Annotated in this window: 14 protein-coding genes; 8 read left to right on the forward strand and 6 right to left on the reverse strand. The window is 61.1% G+C overall.

Annotation, left to right across the window (positions count from 1 at the left end):
• The first annotated feature begins 256 nt into the window (after positions 1-256).
• Positions 257-1,948 (forward strand): isovaleryl-CoA dehydrogenase, encoded by a 1,692-nt coding sequence (locus BSU04_RS21900; RefSeq protein ID WP_089162577.1) that lies wholly within the window; start codon positions 257-259, stop codon positions 1,946-1,948.
• 46 nt (positions 1,949-1,994) lie between these two features.
• On the opposite strand, the gene BSU04_RS21905 is transcribed toward BSU04_RS21900, so the two are convergent.
• The 5 genes from BSU04_RS21905 to fliE all read right to left on the reverse strand — a co-directional run bounded on the left by BSU04_RS21905 (position 1,995) and on the right by fliE (position 5,152).
• Positions 1,995-2,336, reverse strand: coding sequence for an EscU/YscU/HrcU family type III secretion system export apparatus switch protein (locus BSU04_RS21905; RefSeq protein WP_089162578.1), 342 nt, complete (start codon positions 2,334-2,336; stop codon positions 1,995-1,997).
• Positions 2,333-3,691, reverse strand: a complete 1,359-nt coding sequence (gene fliK, locus BSU04_RS21910) for a flagellar hook-length control protein FliK (protein ID WP_089162579.1) — start codon at positions 3,689-3,691, stop codon at positions 2,333-2,335. Before fliK ends, BSU04_RS21905 begins: the two co-directional genes overlap by 4 nt.
• Before the next feature lie 77 nt (positions 3,692-3,768).
• Positions 3,769-4,101, reverse strand: coding sequence for a flagellar protein FliT (locus BSU04_RS21915; protein WP_089162580.1), 333 nt, complete (start codon positions 4,099-4,101; stop codon positions 3,769-3,771).
• A gap of 24 nt (positions 4,102-4,125) precedes the next feature.
• Positions 4,126-4,539: a flagellar export chaperone FliS gene (fliS, locus tag BSU04_RS21920; protein WP_089162581.1), complete on the reverse strand. Its 414-nt coding sequence runs from the start codon at positions 4,537-4,539 to the stop codon at positions 4,126-4,128.
• A gap of 262 nt (positions 4,540-4,801) precedes the next feature.
• The gene (gene fliE / locus BSU04_RS21925) at positions 4,802-5,152 is read right to left on the reverse strand and encodes a flagellar hook-basal body complex protein FliE (RefSeq protein ID WP_089162582.1); all 351 of its coding nucleotides are present in this window, start codon (positions 5,150-5,152) and stop codon (positions 4,802-4,804) included.
• 335 nt (positions 5,153-5,487) lie between these two features.
• On the opposite strand from fliE, the gene fliF reads away from it, so the two are divergent.
• From fliF to BSU04_RS21955, 6 genes are read left to right on the forward strand one after another with little or no spacing between them, the layout of a single operon-like run.
• On the forward strand, positions 5,488-7,272 hold the full coding sequence (gene fliF, locus BSU04_RS21930) for a flagellar basal-body MS-ring/collar protein FliF (protein ID WP_089162583.1): 1,785 nt from the start codon (positions 5,488-5,490) through the stop codon (positions 7,270-7,272).
• Positions 7,262-8,257 (forward strand): flagellar motor switch protein FliG, encoded by a 996-nt coding sequence (gene fliG, locus BSU04_RS21935; protein ID WP_089162584.1) that lies wholly within the window; start codon positions 7,262-7,264, stop codon positions 8,255-8,257. The genes fliF and fliG overlap by 11 nt, the downstream gene beginning before the upstream one ends.
• Positions 8,250-8,951: a flagellar assembly protein FliH gene (gene fliH / locus BSU04_RS21940; protein ID WP_089162585.1), complete on the forward strand. Its 702-nt coding sequence runs from the start codon at positions 8,250-8,252 to the stop codon at positions 8,949-8,951. The genes fliG and fliH overlap by 8 nt, the downstream gene beginning before the upstream one ends.
• Complete coding sequence (gene fliI, locus BSU04_RS21945) at positions 8,945-10,495, forward strand: flagellar protein export ATPase FliI (protein ID WP_089162586.1); 1,551 nt, start codon at positions 8,945-8,947, stop codon at positions 10,493-10,495. The genes fliH and fliI overlap by 7 nt, the downstream gene beginning before the upstream one ends.
• A gap of 24 nt (positions 10,496-10,519) precedes the next feature.
• Positions 10,520-10,969, forward strand: a complete 450-nt coding sequence (fliJ, locus tag BSU04_RS21950; RefSeq protein ID WP_089162587.1) for a flagellar export protein FliJ — start codon at positions 10,520-10,522, stop codon at positions 10,967-10,969.
• A gap of 45 nt (positions 10,970-11,014) precedes the next feature.
• Positions 11,015-12,586: a flagellar hook-length control protein FliK gene (locus BSU04_RS21955; protein WP_089162588.1), complete on the forward strand. Its 1,572-nt coding sequence runs from the start codon at positions 11,015-11,017 to the stop codon at positions 12,584-12,586.
• A gap of 219 nt (positions 12,587-12,805) precedes the next feature.
• Here BSU04_RS21955 and BSU04_RS21960 read toward each other — a convergent pair whose 3' ends face one another.
• The gene (locus tag BSU04_RS21960; RefSeq protein ID WP_144021307.1) at positions 12,806-14,740 is read right to left on the reverse strand and encodes a hypothetical protein; all 1,935 of its coding nucleotides are present in this window, start codon (positions 14,738-14,740) and stop codon (positions 12,806-12,808) included.
• 238 nt (positions 14,741-14,978) lie between these two features.
• Between BSU04_RS21960 and BSU04_RS21965 the strand changes: the two genes are divergently transcribed.
• The coding region (locus BSU04_RS21965) for a helix-turn-helix domain-containing protein (RefSeq protein WP_144021308.1) at positions 14,979-15,422 on the forward strand (444 nt) is incomplete at its 3' end.

Raw genomic sequence — 15,422 nt, forward strand, 5'->3', positions numbered from 1 at the left:
ATTTAACAAATAAGGACTTCAGACTAAAAATCGGAAATACCTCAAAGCAGAAAGTTTGAGACGGTTCCCAAAACATCATGGATCACCCATGAATGGCATCGCATTGATGCAGTAATCGAAGCGCAAACTTTGAATGAACGTTAATTCGCACTAGTCGATTCAATTCGCGAAGCTGCGGTACATGACGGCGATCAAGGTTTTTGCAAAAATTGAGGCGAGCGAGCAAACTGAATGACCGCATGACGGAGGCAACGCGATGGGCTCATCCACCTACGGCCAGACGCACGAAGTCACGAACCAGGCACCACCGCTTGAGCGCTGCAACGCGATGACCACCGACGCGGCGCTCTTGGCAGCAGTAGAACGCGAAGGTGCGGCGTGGCACCTCGATACACTCACCCGCGACGGTCTGGCGCTCACCCATCCCGATATTCTCGCGCTCGCCGACCTGGCCAACCGGCATACGCCCGAACACCACCCGTTCAGCGCGCGCGGCGAGCGTATTGATGCAATCGAATTCCATCCGGCGTGGCACACGCTGCTTTCGATGCTGCGCGAGCAAGGCATTCACTCGCTGCCGTTTGAAACCGCCACGCCGAAACCCGGCTCCATGGCCGCACGCGCCGCCGGATATTTTCTCCACGCGCAACTGGAAAGCGGTTCGTTGTGCCCGCTGACCATGACCTTCGCCAGCATTCCCGTGCTGCAGCAGGAACCCGCGTTGTACGCAAAGTTGAAAGCGCAATTGCTCTCGCGCCACCACGATCCGCGCGATATTTCGCTCGACGCCAGCAAGCGATCGATGATGATCGGCATGGGCATGACCGAGAAACAGGGCGGCTCGGACGTGCGCAGCAACCGGACCCGCGCGTTTCCCGAGGGTGCGGGCGGACGGGGCGGCGAGTATCGGCTCATCGGCCATAAGTGGTTCTTCTCGGCGCCTCAATGCGACGCCCATCTCGTCCTCGCCCGCACGGGCGGCAACACCGGGGAAAACGGCCCGGTTTCCTGCTTCTATGTCCCGCGTTTCGCGCCGGATGGATCGAAGAACGCCGTGCAGGTCCAGCAACTCAAGGACAAGCTCGGCAACCGTTCGAACGCCAGCAGCGAAGTCGAATTCCTCGACGCCTACGGCATCATGATTGGCGAAGAAGGGCGCGGCGTGCCGACGATCATCGAAATGGCGAACTTCACGCGTCTCGATTGCGTGATCGGCAGCGCTGCGTTGATGCGCGCCGCGCTGATCCAGGCGGTTCATCACGCGCGGCATCGGCGGGTGTTCGGCGCGAAGCTCATCGACCAGCCGCTGATGCGCAACGTTCTCGCCGATCTCGCGCTGGAATCCGAAGCGGCCACCGTCCTGTTCATGCGACTCGCGGGCGCCTTCGAGAACTCAGCGAAGCCGGAAGAACGCGCGTGGCGCCGTATCGTGACGCCGGCGGCGAAGTTCTGGATCTGCAAGCGCGCGCTGGAATTCACGGGCGAGGCAATGGAGGTTTGGGGAGGAAACGGTTACGTCGAAACGGGACCGATGGCGCGGTTTTATCGGGAGGCGCCGGTGAATTCGATCTGGGAAGGATCGGGGAATGTGATGTGCCTCGACGTGCTGCGGGCATTCGAGCGCGAACCCGATGCGGCCCGCGCGATGTTCGATTCGTGGCAGGCGGTCGCGGGTGAACATCGCGTACTCGGCGATGCGCTGAAAACGCTGCTCGCCATGCTGCAAGGTGACCCGGCTACGCGCGAAGCATCGGCGCGGGGGATCGCGCAGCAGCTGGTGCTCACGGCGCAAGGGGTTCTGCTCGCGCAGCACGCGCCGGCCGGCGTGGCGGCGGCGTTCGTGGAAACCCGTCTCGGCGATGCCCGTGGTTCGGTCAATCGCGTGTATGGAACGCTGCCGGCAACGTTCGATTTCAACGCACTGATCGAGCGCGCGTTCGCGGGATAGTCTGGGTATAGCTTCGGGATAGCGCGCAAATGTGACGCTCGATGAATCAAGCCGCGCGGCTACGCCCCTTGCGCACTGGAATTGCGGGGTCCACCTCGGGCGGCGGCCCCGCCTCCACCCCGTTCTCCAGCCGGTACAACCACGCGAGCAGTTCTGCCACCGCTTGATAAAGCGCGGGCGGAATGCGCGAATCCAGGTCGACCTGCATCAGCAACGACACCATCTCCGGCGATTCATGCACGTACAGCCCCGCGTCCTTTGCGCGCTGCACGATCATTTCAGCAACCAGCCCGTAGCCCTTCGCGACCACGCGCGGCGCGGCGTCGGCGTTTTTGGTGTCGTAGGTGAGCGCGGTTGCCTGCTTGCGCGAATCGTTGCGCTGACTCACGTGTCGCTCCCAGCCAATGGCGATGTTGAGGCCGGCGACGATACCGCCGGGCTAGCGACATCGGCGAAATGGGGGAACGCCGGGTCAGCGGCCAGGTCGGCCAGCGCGTCGCGGGCGTGCACCGTCAATCCGGCGAGCTGCAATCCCGCAGCGTCGAGTTGTTGCCGGAAATGATCGCCATCGGCGGCAAGACGGGCGGCACCGCCCTCGCTCGCATTCAGCCGCACCACGAGATGCTGGCCGGTGAGCACGAGATCGGCGTCCACATTGCCGAGCGTGGGCAAGCTCAGCGTGACACGCGTGTGCCAGGCGCGATCCGTATCGGCCGGACTTGCTCGCGCATCGCTATCGTGGGACGGATCGCGCCCATAGGGAGCGCGGTTCTGCGGCTGGATTTCCCACTCGAACTTCGCGCCCGGCCACGCTTCGCCGGACCAGCGAAACTGGTCGGAAGCGAGCATGTCGAGCTGCTGGCGGACCAGCGGAATAGTCGACGGATGGATACCTGAGGCGATCGCCGCCTGCACGGCCGAATCCTGCAGATGCGCAGCCGACGGCAGCGCGCCCGTTCCTGCTGTCCCTGCCCCCTGCGCCGTCGATGAGAACACGCTCGTGGGCATCGCGCGCACCGATGCCGCCAGCGCCGCCGCCTGTTGCGGCGTTTGAGGGGTCGGCACGGGACGCATGGGAGTGGGCGCGTCGGGGGTATCGGCGGCGGCGAAAGTGGGCGGCAGCAGCGTTTCGTCGATCCAGACTTCAGGCGCCGCTTCCGCCGCAGCCGGGAAAGAATCCGACGTCAATTCGCTTGCCAATTTATCCACGCGTGCCTGGGGCTCATTGCGCAGCGACGCAAGCGAACGCTGCCCGCCCAGCCAGAGCGCGATATGGTTTTCGTAGAAAAGCCCGCTGTCCACGACGGTCCTGGCCAGCATTGCCGCCAGCACGGGCGTGGGCAAAGGCGGCGCGGGCGGATTGACCGCGCTCGCGGCATTCGCCGAGCTGGAGGAAAACAACGATCCGGACAGGCTCTCGAACGCGCTGGCGGCCACGACCAGGCGCGGCGCGGTTGGCCACAACGGCGAGCTGCCGAGCAAAGCGGGCGTCGCGCCGCCGCCGAATCGCGAAATGATGTCGAGCGTGCGCGCAATCTCGCTCAATGCGGTCTGCGTCGACGGTCCCGGCGCGGCATACGCGCTGATAACGGCTGCGGGCGTGGCGACCCGCGGGGTATCGACTAGCAGTTGCGAGGTATTGGCTTGAGGCGCGGTCGAACTGGTCTGCGTATTAAGCGCGGACAACAGCATGTCAGTGCGGCTGGCAAGCAGCGCAGCGACGGCGGAGTCCAGTCCAGTCATGCCAGTATCCTCGGGTCAGCAGTCCAGCCGAACGGCCGGCCACCGGTTTCAACGAGCCCCGAACGCGTCAAACGCGCCTAGCGGAACCCGATCATCTTTTTCAAAACTCGCACGGGCCTGTTCACGGTGAATAACGCTGCGGACAAACGCGCGAGGCTGGGGGTGCTGAGGTCACGAATGGCGGCGTCGTCGGCAAGAATCCGGCGCACCAGTTCGAGCTTGCGGGCACGCGCGGTATCGTCCAGTTCAGAACTGGGATCGGCTTCTCTCAAGCCGTCGACCAAATCCCGGTACGTGCTCTGCATAGTCTTCAATTCGCCCCATTCTCCACTGCGTGCTGCGGCCAGCATGCACGCAGAAAGTGCGGCAATCGCTTCATAATGAGCGAAATAATCTTGTGTGGTTTTCATTATGTGCAAGCATGTTTCGCGGCTTCAGGCCGCAGCCATTTTTGCTGCATCGGGTGCAATCGCCATCCAGGCTTCCTCCAGGGTCGCCAGCAGGCCATCGATCTCCACCAGCACCTCTTCGCTCTGACGCACATTTGCTTCCAGCAAGCGATGCGACATGTACGTGTACAACGCATCCAGGCGGGCCGCGATGTCGCCGCCGATGTCCCGGTTGAGCGACTGCTGCAAACCGCTTTCAATAATATTGATCGCTTTGGTGATCGCTTCGCCGCGTGCCGGAATATTGCCCTGCTGCAGGTGCATCCGCGCCTGGGCAATTGCCTGTCGCGCACCCTGGTACAGCATGGCGACCAGCCTGTGCGGGCTCGCGCCCATTACGCCTGTCTGAACGCCGACGCGTGCATAGGCGTTCGCTCCACCGTGTCCCTGGGAAAACATCCGACCCTCTCCTTTTGCGCTTGCGTCGTCATGGGCGTTCGCGCGAATGCGCAGCACGACAGCGCACTTATTGACGAAAACCGTGATGAACCGTTGCCGATGAACTGATCGAGACCCTTCTATTTGTCTGATCGTTTATCGTGCTGCTATCCGGGTTATCGGAAAAAGCGGCAAAAGCTTTAGGCGTGCTTTGCGTCACAACGAATTCCAGGAGGGGAAATAGTCGGCAGGTCGATGGTGCGGAAAACCGGTGGCGCAGCGTTCAAACCGAGATGTTCATGATGTCGTTATAGGCCGACACGAGCTTGTTGCGGACCTGCAGACCGAACTGGAACCCCACGTTCGCCTTCTGCATGTCGACCATCACGTCGTTCAGCGAAACGTTTGGCGCGCCCACTTCAAAGGCATGCGCCTGGTTGATCGCGTTGTTCTGGCTGCTGCTGATGCTGTCGAGGGACGACTTCAGCGCGTCGGCGAAACTGCCGGCGCTCGCGGCACCCGATTCGGGCACGACGCTGCCGCTCGCGACTTGGCCGGCACCGCCCGCAGCCTGCGTCGCCATGGTCTGCATTTGCTGGAGCGCCGAACTCAACGGGCTGATAGGAGCATTCATGGGGTCTCCAGAAGGAACGGAAAGGAACTGAACATCGGCGGCGACATATGGACAGCGATACATCTGGGACAATTCGAACCGGGGCCTGTCCCGGGCCTCAGGCCGGCGTCTCTCGCCGAAGCCTGGGCGGTTCGCCATATGGCCTGACCGATTAGGAAAAAGTCTAGCAGCAGCGCCGTTTTGCAAATCGGGGAAAGGAAACCAAAACTCGCTTCTATTCGTTGGATCAACTCAATCCTGCTTACGGATAATTCCTCTCATGAAAGTGCCTGCAGTGCGCACGGCCATCGCCGGTGCAACTCGCAGAAAACGCAAGACTCGGAGAGTTTCGAAGCATGGATTCCACAACCAACCTGATCAACCCGGACGCCCGCATGGGTCTGACTGGCGCGCCGCCAGGCGCCGCCGGGTCGATCACCGCAGGTGCGGGCGCAGCCGGCTACGCGGGCGGCGCTGACTTCGGCGGCAGCGGCGGCTTTGGTCCGCGCATGCCGATGCTCAACCAGTTCCGCAACAACCCGCGCATGCCGCTGATCATCGCCGTGGCCATCCTGGCTGTGGTGATAGCGGGCCTCGTGATGTGGTCGCGCCAGCCGGATTACCGGGTGTTGTTCAGCAACCTGTCCGACCGCGACGGCGGTGCGATTGTCGCTGCGCTGCAGCAAGGCAATATTCCCTACAAGATCGCCGAATCGGGCGGCGCGATCCTGGTTCCCAGCGACGCGGTGCACGAAACCCGGCTGCGCCTGGCGTCGCAGGGACTGCCGAAGAACGGCTCGGTCGGCTTCGAATTGATGGATAACCAGAAGTTCGGCATCAGCCAGTTCGCCGAGCAGGTCAACTATCAGCGCGCGCTGGAAGGTGAGCTGGAAAAAACCATCTCGTCGATCTCCTCGGTGCGCGAAGCCCGCGTCCATCTCGCCATTCCGAAGCCCACCGTGTTCGTGCGGGAAAAGGAACTGCCGACCGCGTCGGTCATGCTCAATCTCTACCCCGGCCGCGCGCTCGACGAGGGCCAGATCCTCGCGATCCAGCACATGGTGTCGTCGAGCGTGCCGGACTTGCCGGTGAAGGGCGTGACGATCGTCGATCAGGACGGCAACCTCCTCACGCAGCAGAGCTCGGCGAACGGCCTGGACGCGTCGCAGCTCAAATATGTGCAGCAAATCGAGCGCAACACCCAGGGACGCATCGACGCGATCCTCGCGCCGCTGTTCGGCGCCGGCAATGCGCACTCGCAGGTGAGCGCGGATATCGACTTCTCGAAGCTGGAGCAAACCGCCGAAAGCTACGGTCCGAACGCCAACCCGCAAAACACGGCAATCCGCAGCCAGCAGTCGAGTGTTTCGAATGACAGCGGCGGCGCGAACGCGGGTGGCGTGCCCGGCGCGCTGTCCAACCAGCCGCCGGCCGCGGCGTCCGCGCCTGTCGATGCTGCCGCCAGCGGCGCCGACGCCGGGAAAACCGCGCCGGTCAGCATGCGCAAGGACACTACGACCAACTACGAAGTCGACCGCACCGTGCGCCACTACGAGCAGCCGATGGGCGGCATCAAGCGCCTGTCCGTTGCCGTGGTGGTGAACTATCTGAAACAGGTCGATGCCAAGGGCCGGGTGACCATGCTGCCGCTGCCCGCCGACAAGCTCGAGCAGGTGCAGCAACTGGTGAAAGACGCGATGGGCTACGACGAAAAGCGTGGCGATTCGGTGAACGTGGTCAACAGCACCTTCCTGGTGGATTCGACCGTGATTCCCGATGTGCCTTGGTGGCGCACCCCGGACATGATCGCGCGCGCCATCCAGCTCGCGAAGTACGCGGGGATCGGTGCGGTGGCGTTGTTCCTCTATTTCAGCATGGTGAAGCCGGCGCTGCGCCGCGCATTCCCGCCGCCTCCGGAGCCGTCAGCGCTTGCCGCGCCGGATGACCTGTCGCTGCTCGACGGGCCGGCCATGCCGAAGTCGCAGATAGAAGAAGAAAGGGATGCCGAGGTCAGTTTGCTCGGTCATGAAAGCAACAAGGCCAAGTTCGAACGCAATCTCGACTACGCGCGCATGGTTGCGCGCCAGGACCCGAGAATCGTCGCGACGGTCGTCAAGAACTGGGTGTCCGATGAACGCTGAAGGCCTCAATAAAGCCGCGCTCCTGCTGATGTCGATCGGTGAATCGGAAGCGGCGGAAGTGTTCAAGTACCTTGGACCGCGCGAGGTGCAGAAGATCGGCGCGACCATGGCGACGTTGAAAAACGTCACGCGCGAACAGCTCGATAACGTGATGACCGAGTTCGTCAATGAAGCCGAGCAGCACACCGCGCTGTCGCTCGATTCGAGCGAATATATCCGGGCGGTGCTGACCAAGGCGCTGGGCGAAAACAAGGCGGGCGCGCTGATCGACCGGATCCTGCAGGGCAGCGATACCAGCGGCATCGAAGGGCTGAAGTGGATGGATTCGGCAGCGGTGGCCGAACTGATCAAGAACGAGCATCCGCAGATCATTGCGACGATCCTGGTTCACCTGGACCGCGACCAGGCGTCCGAGATCGTGGCGCTGATGACTGAACGTTTGCGCAACGACGTGTTGCTGCGCATTGCCACGCTCGACGGCATCCAGCCGGCCGCGCTGCGCGAACTCGACGACGTGCTGACCACGCTGCTCTCCGGCAGCGACAACCTGAAGCGCGCGCCGATGGGCGGCATCCGGACGGCGGCGGAAATCCTCAACTTCATGTCGACGGCGCACGAAGAATCCGTGATCGAAAACGTAAAAGAATTCGATGCGGAACTGGCGCAGAAGATCATCGATCAAATGTTTGTGTTCGAGAACTTGCTCGAACTTGAAGACCGGGCAATCCAGTTGCTGCTGAAAGAAGTGGAATCCGAAACGCTGATCATCTCGCTGAAAGGCGCCCAACCGCCGCTGCGGCAGAAGTTCCTCGCGAACATGTCGCAGCGCGCCGCCGAACTGCTGGCCGAAGATCTCGACTCGCGCGCCCCGGTGCGGCTCTCGGAAGTGGAAACGCAGCAGCGCAGGATCCTGCAGATCGTGCGCAACCTGGCCGAATCGGGTCAGATCCAGTTAGGCGGCAAGGCCGAGGACGCTTATGTCTGACGCTGCCGAAGCCGCCAAGAAGGCTCACGCTGCCGATGCGGCCAAGAAGGCTCGCATGTCCGCGTACCAGCGCTGGGAGATGGCGTCGTTCGATCCGGTTCCGATCGATCGCAGCGGTGCCGATCAAGCCGCGCTGGAAAAGCACTTGCGCCGTGTTCGCGATGAAGCGCACGCGCAGGGGCTGGCATCGGGCCATGTGGCGGGTCAGGCAATGGGCTACAAGGCCGGTTACGACCAGGGTTACGAACAAGGCGTGGAAGAAGGCCGCCGCGACGCGCGGGCGGAAGCCACGCGGCTGGCGCAGATGGCCGATACCTTCAAGATCGCGCTGCAAGCTGCGGACGCAGTCGTTGCCGAGGCGCTGACGGCGCTGGCGCTGGACATTGCGCAGCAAGTGGTTTCGCAGCATCTGACACTCGATCCGACCGCTGTGCTGGCCGTCGCGCGCTCGGTGATCGCGGCCGAACCGGCATTGGCGGGAGCGCCGTATCTGACAGTGAATCCGGCGGATCTGCCGATTGTCGAAGCGTATTTGCTGGAAGAACTCCAGGCGGCCGGATGGTCGGTCAGGACCGATCCGGATATTGAGCGTGGCGGTTGCCGGGCACACGCGGCAAGCGGTGAAGTCGATGCAACCAACGTCACGCGCTGGGAGCGCGTGGCGGCGGCGCTCGGGAGGTCACAACCATGGTGAACTCAGCCCATGTCACAGCAAGCGCTGCGCGCCGCGTCACGCAGGAAGGATTGAGCGAGCTGGAACAGGAACTGGCGCGCGCGTCGTTCGGGCCGCTTGCCGCGGACGACGACGCCGAACCGACGATCGAAGAAATCGCGGCCCAGACGATCGTCGATCTCGCCGGTATGGCGAACAATCCGCATCTGGATGGCTGGCGCGCGCACCTCGAAGCCAGCAAGGCGCGCAGCCAGATATCCAAGCCGTTGCGTGCGTGCGGGCGTCTCACGCGTGCGGCCGGCCTGGTTCTGGAAGCGGTGGGATTGAAACTGGGCGTGGGCTCGGAATGCATGATCGAGTTGCCTGCCGGCAGTTCGATTCCCATGGCTGAGGCTGAAGTCGTCGGTTTCTCCGGCGACAAACTGTTCCTCATGCCGACCACCGAAGTCTCCGGCCTGTTGCCTGGGGCGCGCGTGTATCCGCTGGAAAGCGCGCCGATCAATGACCCGATGGCCGGCGCCAAGCGTCTGCCGGTCGGCTGGGAAATGCTCGGCCGCGTGGTCGATGCGTCGGGCAAGCCGCTCGACGGGCTTGGGCCCCTCGGCTCGAAGATCGATGCGCCGCTGACCGCGCCGACCATCAACCCGCTTAATCGCGAACCTATTCACAAGGTGCTCGATGTCGGCGTGCGCGCGATCAATGCGTTGTTGACCGTGGGACGCGGCCAGCGCATGGGCCTGTTCGCGGGCTCGGGCGTGGGCAAGTCCGTGCTGCTCGGCACCATGGCGCGTTATACGAGCGCCGAAGTGATCGTGATCGGGCTGATTGGTGAACGGGGCCGCGAGGTGAAGGAATTCATCGAGCAGATTCTTGGCGAGGACGGGCTGGCGCGCTCGGTGGTGGTAGCGGCGCCCGCTGATGTGTCGCCCATTTTGCGGATGCAGGGCGCGAGCTACGCGACCTCTCTGGCCGAATATTTTCGAGATCAGGGCAAACACGTACTGCTGCTGATGGATTCGCTCACCCGCTATGCGATGGCACAGCGCGAAATTGCGCTCGCGATCGGCGAACCGCCCGCCACCAAAGGGTATCCGCCCTCCGTGTTCGCCAAACTGCCGGCGCTGGTTGAGCGCACCGGGAACGGCCGGGAAGGGGCAGGATCGATCACGGCCTTTTATACGGTCTTGACGGAAGGGGACGATCAGCAAGATCCTATCGCCGATTCAGCGCGCGCCATTCTCGACGGCCATATTGTTTTATCGCGTTCGTTGGCCGAAGCGGGGCATTACCCGGCCATCGATATTGAGGCGTCGATCAGCCGGGCGATGACGGCGCTGATCGACGACAAGCATCTGGACCGGGTGCGTTTGTTCAAGCAGATGTTGTCGCGCTACCAGCGCAACCGCGATTTGATCAATGTAGGCGCGTATTCCACGGGGCGGGATGCGTTACTCGATCGGGCGATTGCGCTGTACCCGCGGATAGAAGCATTTTTGCAGCAAGGATTTCGTGAGCAGGCCATGTTTGAACCGAGCCTGGCCCAACTCGATGCGTTGTTCGAATAAAGACAATTTAGGAATTTGACGTCCATGTCCAAGCATCTGCCGATCAAGACCTTGATCAACCTCGCGGAAGAAGAACTGGAGGCCGCCACGAAAAAACTGGGCAAGCTCCAGCAAGAACGCAATGAGGTGGAGGCGCAGTTGAACTCGCTGGTCACGTATCGCGACGAGTATCACGCGCGTTTTACGGCGTCGGCGCAGGAAGGCACGACCGCGCAGACGCTGCGCAATTTCCAGGCATTCGTCGACACCCTTGATTCCGCCATCAACCAGCAGCGCGTGTTGCTCGTGGGCGCGAACCAGCGGCTGGAAGCGGCCAAGCCGGAATGGCAGCAGCGCAAGCAGAAACTGGGTTCTTACGAAGTGCTGGCCGCGCGCGGCGAGGCAGTGCAGGCGAAGCAGGAAGCACGGCTTGAACAACGTGATTCCGATGAACACGCCTCCAAGATGCTACGGATGCGCGCCGAAAAGGCATGAAGATTTTAGCGATTTTTATCGCATACAAGATACGAGAGGCCATGAATGTCGACCGTTAATACTGCCAGCACGATGCTTGGCTTGAGCGCTGCCCAATCGCGAAGCGCGGCGGCAACGTCGGCAAGCGACAGTGCGGCGGCATCGTTTGTTTCGACGCTGCATAACATAACCACCAAGGCTAACGAGGAAGCGGCGGCTCAGGCGCGGGTGCAAGCGCAGGCGCAGGCGGCGAAAGCTGCGGCGGCGGCATCGGCGGCGCGCGGCGGTGTTCACGACGCGTCCAAGCCCGACGACGCTTCAACTGCGCAGGCTAAGGCGGCGGCGGATCAGGCCGACAGCGCGGACCAGGCGGCCGCAGCGGATCAGACGCAAGGGGCGGGGTCGTCGTCTTCTACGACTTCATCGACTTCATCGACTTCATCGAAGTCCTCGGCTTCATCCACGGCTAATCAAACGCAGGCTGCGACCGCATCTACGACGGCGGCTGACGCGAGCGCTGCGGACGAGACAGCTCAGACGGATGCGGCGAAGGCGCAGCCGGAAGCTACGGCGGCCGCGGCAGCCGCAGCCGCGACGGCGGCGGCGACCGCGGCGGCCATGTTGAAGGCGCGCGGTGGTGCGGCTGCTGATCCCGCGACCGCTTCTACCGATCCGGCTACTGCCGCGATGGATGCGCAAGCGATGAGCGGGACGTCTTCGACGCAGTCGAAGGACAAGTCGAGCGATGCCAAGACTGCGGATGATGCGCTTCAGGCTGCGCTCGCGCAGTTGGCGAATACGCGGGGGGCTGCAACGCCGTCGCCCGATGCGGCAGCGGCAGCTGCGGCAGCTGCGGCGACTGCCGCGAATGGTGCGAATGCGGCCAACGGTGCGAATGCCGCGGTGGCTGGCAAGGGCGGTGGTTCCAGACAGTCGGGCCGGGCGATATCGGTGACAGCGTCCTCGGGCGATGCTGCGATCCGTTCATTGACGACGCAGCAGGCTGGTGCGACCTCGGCTACGCAACAGGCCGATGCAACCGCACAGGCTTCTGCTACGTCGGCCGATGACGGCAGTGCTGCCTACAAGGCTACTGCTGACGCTGCCGCGCATTCGGCTTCGATGCAGGCAGCGTCGGCGACAGCGGGAAGTGCTCTGGTCCAGAGTGCGGCGACGGCGGCTGGCAGTGCGGCTATTGCGCCGCATGTCGGGTCGAGTGGATGGGATGAGGCGTTCAGCCAGAAGGTGGTGTTTCTGTCGAACGGTCATCAGCAGAGTGCTGAATTGACGTTGAACCCGAAGGATCTGGGGCCGCTGCAAGTGGTCTTGCAGGTCACGGACAACCACGCGCACGCGTTGTTTGTATCGACGCACGCACAGGTTCGGGCGGCGGTCGAAGCGGCGTTACCGACCTTGCGTGAAGCGATGCAAGCTAGCGGGATTGGTCTGGGTAGCGCGAGCGTCAGCGATGGGTTTGTGGGCCAGTCGGGTGGCGGGGCGTCGTCGAATGCGGGGGGCGGTGGCCGGGGTTCGAGTGGGTCGAATAGCGCGGATGATGGCGGCAGCGTGGATGCGTTAAGCAGCACGGTCAGCATCCCGGTGCGTAAGCAGGTTGGATTGGTGGATACGTTTGCGTGATCAGGGGGCGGGCGATCGCAAGGCTTGCAGCGTGAGGCTTTAAGCGGAGTGTCTTTAGGTCAACCAGCGTGGAGAGGTAGTGCCGAAAAGGCTACGGTTCTTCAACACTCGCGTCCGCCAAGGCGTCAGCCTCGGAGGATCGCCTCGTTCGCACTTGGCGCGCGAACGGGGCGATCGGCGACAAATCGTCGGTTTACAAACGGCCGACCCTAAAATCAATCAACGATAGATTACTGCGAACGGGCGACTAACCACGTCTTGACCGAAGCCAACACTCCAGACAGGGTGGTTGGAACCATCCCACACCACGGGGGTAGTGGCCTGATTCATTCTATAGCTATCAAGGCGAATGAACGAGTAGTAAGGAATATTGCCGTCCCAATACTGGCCCATTGTGAACACCGTTTTCCCGTCAGGAGAATAGACATATGGGAGAGACCAATTGCTTGGAATACCACCGGTGATAGCGCTAAATGACCCTGTGGCGACGGTGTAAATAAGCGGTGCAATACCCTTCTTGTTCGTTCCTAGCAGAACCTGATTGCTGTCGAGTACGTGCAAGTCATGAACGCTGGCATCCGCAGGGCTGATCGGTTGCAAGACATTATATTGACCGCTTTGAGTGTCAAGATTAGCCATGAAAGGAGCAAGCTGGTTGTCGGGACCGGGATCAGCAAGGTAAAGCGTTTTCTCGTCGGGCGTTGCACCCGCGACCAATGGTTGCGACCGAGCTGTGCCAGCAGAATACGAGGCAATTTGGGTGTGGGAGTTTGTATCCACCACGACGATCGACTGCGCACTGCCCGTCCCGCTGTTCCTGACGACGTAGAGCCGCTGGCCTGAGGTATTACGCTGCGCAACGATTTGTTTTGCGCCGGTAATTGGCAAATCCCAGGCTACAGCCAGCGTGCTCAGGTCGTAGGCTCGCAATCCTCCCGCAGCGCCTTGCTTCCAGACGACATACGCGTATTTGCTGTCACCCGACATTTTCATGTCTACAACTTCTTCGACAATCGCTTTTTGTCCCTTCAGCGTATCCGTTTGGGTGTCGATGTAGCCAAGAACCGAGCTGCCTTTCTGCTGGTTGAATAGCGTGTAGGCGACCTTGTTTCCGTCGGGAGTAGCGAAGAAATGGCGAAGTATGAAACCATCTGCGTTTGGAATGGTGATGGAATCGGCCACATCAGCAAAAGTCTTGCTATCTTGTATCGATACGATGGGTGGATCGTTCGCTGTAAAGACCGAATATATCTTGCTTCCAGGTTTCCCGTAGTACTTCTGCACCATGGTTATGTCACCGGCGGTCAGTCCACGAGCGCCATTAAAAAATCCGCCCGGCGTACAGTAATTCATAATGGAGCCTGCATCCCAAGGCCCAAGCACGGCACCACCCGTCATAATTTTGTAGTCGGGATCGTCTTTCAGCACTTGATCGATGCAAGCAGTAGGTGTGTCCGGTCGGTCTTGCTCATGAATGAATGCCAACAGATGGCCAAATTCATGAATGGCTTCATTTTTGACGCACATTTCTTTCATCGACGTAGCGGTACAACCAGTTTCGTATGACGCGAAATCAAGGTTAAGCTTAATATTTTGATTCCAACCGATGCCTGCTTCACCTAACTGCCTCGTGACGGGCTTACCCGACATGATCAACATCCGAATGCCCAAATATGGAGGCGATTCGCCAAATACCGGACATTTGGTCCAATCGACAAACGTCACGTCTGAATTAGCGTCCCAAGCGCCAGTGACGGCCTCTTTTGTCCAGTTACGTTCCGTTTCGTCCCACCCGGACGGGTTATCCCAGCAGACATTTATCCGGTGGGAATTCCAAATCCACTGGGGATACAAATAGCCGCCTACCAAACCTTTTGGCTGGCCAGCCGTTTTTAATACCGCTTTTGTTGTGTCCGTGCTGCTGAGTACGGGCGGAGAAAATTTAACCTCCGAAAATGTTGGTAAATGCATAGCCGCCTTGTTCGACCGCGTGTCTTTCGCAGTGTTTGAGTCGGCGGTTTTGGTCACTGCAGCAGTGGCCAAGGACGAACCACTGTCGTTCGCGCCGCATGCAGCAAGAGACGCTGCGAGGATGGTAGCGGAGAGCCATTTGACTAGAGGGGTCACTAGCCCCATAGTATTTTTCTTTGTCATTATTTGTATAATTGAAGTGAAATCAGGAAGGGCGCCTGTAACGGCGCCTCTTTCTATTCGGTCACGATTCTTTACGAAAATCGTTTTCGTTATAAGCATTCGAATAGATCGGTTTATCTGAGTACTCTATGTAAATCAAGCACTGCGTCATGCCTTTAATAAAATTATTTTTTCTTTCTCATATTGATGGGCGGCCTCAAAAGCGAAGTGCAACACCTATCTCGTATAAGGTGTCGCAATGCCCGAAAAAACTTCGTACCAGCAACTCCAACCTGAAGAGCGCCTGGCCATCGCAAGCTTGCGGCTACAGGATGTGAGTATCCGGGCCATGGCCCGGATACTCGGGCGCTCGCCAGCCACCGTTAGCCGTGAACTGACGCGAAACAGCTCTGCGCTTGGCTATTCATCCCAGCCGGCTCAAGCACTGAGCGTCGCACGCCGCAGCGCGGGACGCCGCCCCAATAAGCTTTGCCTGCAAACCGTTTGCTGGCGAGTGGTTCTCACCCTGCTCGAGTGGAAATGGTCGCCCCAACAGATATCGGGCACACTTAAACGTATGTATCCGACCGACTCGACCCAGCACGTTTCGCACGAAACCATTTACACGGCTATCTACGCCCAGCCGCGCGGCGAACTGCGTCGTCAGCTCATTGCCTGCCTGCGCCACGGCCACAGCACGCGC

Source organism: Caballeronia sordidicola (assembly GCF_002220365.1).
In the GTDB taxonomy this organism is placed as follows: Bacteria; Pseudomonadota; Gammaproteobacteria; order Burkholderiales; family Burkholderiaceae; genus Caballeronia; species Caballeronia sordidicola_C.